Origin of the sequence: Mesorhizobium sp. M7A.F.Ca.US.007.01.2.1, from assembly GCF_003998165.1 — a bacterium.
Lineage (GTDB): Bacteria > Pseudomonadota > Alphaproteobacteria > Rhizobiales > Rhizobiaceae > Mesorhizobium > Mesorhizobium ciceri.
In genome coordinates, this window is the sequence record NZ_RZQP01000397.1 from 1 (window position 1) to 3086 (window position 3086).

Genomic DNA, 3086 nt, shown 5'->3' on the forward strand with positions numbered 1-3086 from the left:
GTCCCGGCAGCGAACCGCGTTTCATCATCGGATTGATGGTGAGCCACGCGGCCGCGTAGGCGCCAAGGCAGGTGAAGCCGATATGCCCGAAGCTGAGAACGCCCGAATTCCCGATAAAGATGTATAGGCCCACGACGAGGATGACACGGACGAACACGTCGATCACCGTCTGGTTGAAGGGCCGCGATCCGGTCATCACCGTGATCAGCGCGATGGCCAGCAGCAGCAGAGAAAGCAGGACCGGTGTCAGGATTGTGCGGCGGGCAAGCGCGAAGCGGGCGGGCTTTCGCTCGGCAGCCGGGGCACCGGCAGCGGTAGAGTTGGTGAGGGAGGCGGCGACACCCATGAAATCAGATCCTTTCCTTGGTGCCGCGCGCGGCAATAAGACCCTGTGGGCGGAAGAGGAGGACGAGGATGACCGCTCCATAGACAAAGGCATCGCGGAATGGCCGGGCGTCGATGGGCAGCATGACTTGCATGATCACCGAGGCGGCACCCAGCAGGAAGCCGGCGAGCACGGCTCCCCCGAGGCTGCCGAGGCCGCCAATGACGGTGGCGATGAAGGCCATCAACATGATCGAGGCGCCCATCTGGATGTCCAGCGTGCCTGTCTGGGCGCCAAAGATCAGTGCAATGGCGGCGGCCAACGCGCCGGAGAGGGCGAACGCGCCCATGATAACCCGGTTCGCACGCACACCCAGCATTCGGGCCATCGAGAAGTTCTCGGCCGCCGCCCGCATCTCCAGGCCGAAGCGGGTTTGACGCAGGAACAGTGTCAGGCCGATCAGGATGACCATCGTGGCCACGATCGTTATGAGCTGGAGGAGGGGAAGCCTGGCACCAAGGATCTCCACCGGCTGGGACAGTTCGGGCAGCAGCGAGATCGATTTCGGCCGACTGGAGAAAAGCATGAGCAGGAAGTAGCGAATGACGAAACCGAGCGCGAAGGAGGCGATCATCATGGTTGCCGGATTTGCCTGACGGAACCGCCTGAAGACGACGATTTCGCACAGCACCGACAGCCCGGCCCCGCAGAGGAGCACGAATGGCAACAGCAGGTACCACGGCAATTGGCCGGCGAAGACGATGGCCATTGCGTCCGTAGACGGCCATAACAGGGCGAAGACGCAGAAGGCGATGACGTCGCCATGCGCGAAGTTCACGAGCCGCATGACGCCGAAGATGAGGGCAATGCCGAGCGCCCCGAGCGCATAGAGCGAACCAAGCGAGAGTGCGTCGAACAGGATCTGAAGCATCTCAATTGTCCTCGTAGCCGAAATAGGCAGCCTGGATCGCCTCGCCATTGCCGAGCGTCCGCGCGTCGCCATCGAGCACGATCTGTCCGCCACGCATCAGGATCATCCGCCCGCCCACCATCATCGCCCGGGCCGAGCTCTGCTCAACGATCAGGAGCGTGAGCTGGCGCTGCGCACGCAGCGCGATCAGCCGCTCGTAGACCTGGTCGTTGATGTTGGGGGCGAGGCCCAGTGAAGGCTCGTCGATGGCTACCAGCCGCGGATTGGTCATCAGCGCGCGGCCGATGACCAGCATTTGCTGCTGCCCGCCGGACAGCAATCCCGCCTGCCCGTGCCGCCTCTCTTTCAGCATCGGGAAGGTTGCGTAGACGGCTTCGAGTTCGTCGGCCGCTCGGCTGCGCCAGCCGCGTTCGCGGGCATGCATGCCGGTTCCGACCAGAAGGTTCTCTTCGGTCGTCAGCGAGCCGAAGACATCGCGCCCCTCCGGCACCATGGAGAATCCGAGCCGGGCGATGTTCTCCGGCGCCTGGCCGGTGATCTCATGACCAGCAAGGTCGATCCGGCCGCCCGCCACCGGCGTAACACCGGCAATCGCGCGCAGCAGCGAAGACTTCCCGGCTCCGTTCGGGCCGGTGATGAACAGGATTTCTCCCTCGTCCATGGAGAAGGAGACATTGCGGACCGCCGTGAGACGGCTGTAGCGGATCGTGATATCGGAAAGGGCGAGCAGGCTCATTCCATCGCCTCCAGCACAGGCAGGTCGGTGTTCGCGGCCGTGCCCATATAGGCGTGGCGCACCTTCTCGCTGTCGCGGATCGCGGCAGGCGGTCCTTCCTCGATAATCGCTCCGGAATCGAGCACGACGATATGCTGGCAAAGGCCGAGCACCAGCCCGACATTGTGCTCGATGAGCAGGACACCACAGCCGAGATCGCTGGCGATGTGTCTTATCAGGGCGGAAAGCTCCCGCGCCTCCAGTGCGCTCATGCCAGCCGCGGGCTCGTCGAGCAGGATGTATGCGGGCCGTCCCATCAAGGCGCGGCCAATGGCGACGCGGCGCTCGTCCGTGTATGGCAACGTTCCGGCGATGCGGGTACCCAGCGCACCGATGCCTATCCAGTCGAGCATTGCTTCCGCTTCGGCGATGGCAGCGCGCCGGCTCATTCCCAGGCCAACGCCGGTCACTTCCAAATTGTCCAGCACAGGCAGGTCGCGGAAGAGCCGCCCACCCTGGAAGGTGCGGGCGATGCCGCGCCGCCGGACCTGATGCGGCTTGAGACCCGTGAGTGCTTCCCCGTCGAGCTTGATGGTGCCTTCCGTCGGTGCCTGGAAGCCGGTCAGCACGTTGACGAGCGTGGTCTTGCCAGCGCCATTCGGGCCGATGAGGCCACTGATGCGGCCGGGCGTAATTTGGAGGTCTACCGATGACAGGGCCTTCAGCCCCGCAAACGATACCGAGACGTTCTCCGCGCTCAGATGACTCATGACCCTTTCCTTCTTTCTACCGACGGAAAGGCGCGAAGCATCCGGCCTTGCGGCCAGCCACGTTGCAAATGTCTTCCCCTATCGGTTCCGGCGGTCTCTAGCGGACTGCTCGGGTGCCAAATTCACGCCGTTGCCCGGCGTCGTCTTGTCGTTTCGCGCACCGGATTTTGTCTTCCGCCACGCGCGGTCGGTTTTGGCCGGCCGATCTCCTCGCCTCCGGCTCCTCCGCCGGCATTCCCGGCTGACGTCAGCCGGCCAGATGCCCTTCAGCACGCGCCAGCGCGGCGCGCTGTTCGGTTCGCGCGGCAAGCGCGTCTTCCAGCGTCACCGGGACGAAGCGCGCCG

At 64.5% G+C, this 3086-nt stretch carries 3 protein-coding genes and 1 pseudogene; all 4 read right to left on the reverse strand.

Going from position 1 to position 3086, the window contains the following annotated elements:
- Positions 1–346: pseudogene (locus EN949_RS34210) on the reverse strand (branched-chain amino acid ABC transporter permease); the annotation flags it as partial.
- 4 nt (positions 347–350) lie between these two features.
- Complete coding sequence (locus EN949_RS34215) at positions 351–1256, reverse strand: branched-chain amino acid ABC transporter permease (RefSeq protein WP_013533158.1); 906 nt, start codon at positions 1254–1256, stop codon at positions 351–353.
- A 1-nt stretch (position 1257) separates the two neighbouring features.
- Positions 1258–1992, reverse strand: a complete 735-nt coding sequence (locus EN949_RS34220) for an ABC transporter ATP-binding protein (protein WP_013533157.1) — start codon at positions 1990–1992, stop codon at positions 1258–1260.
- On the reverse strand, positions 1989–2741 hold the full coding sequence (locus EN949_RS34225) for an ABC transporter ATP-binding protein (protein WP_013533156.1): 753 nt from the start codon (positions 2739–2741) through the stop codon (positions 1989–1991). The genes EN949_RS34220 and EN949_RS34225 overlap by 4 nt, the downstream gene beginning before the upstream one ends.
- Between the last annotated feature and the right edge of the window lie 345 nt (positions 2742–3086).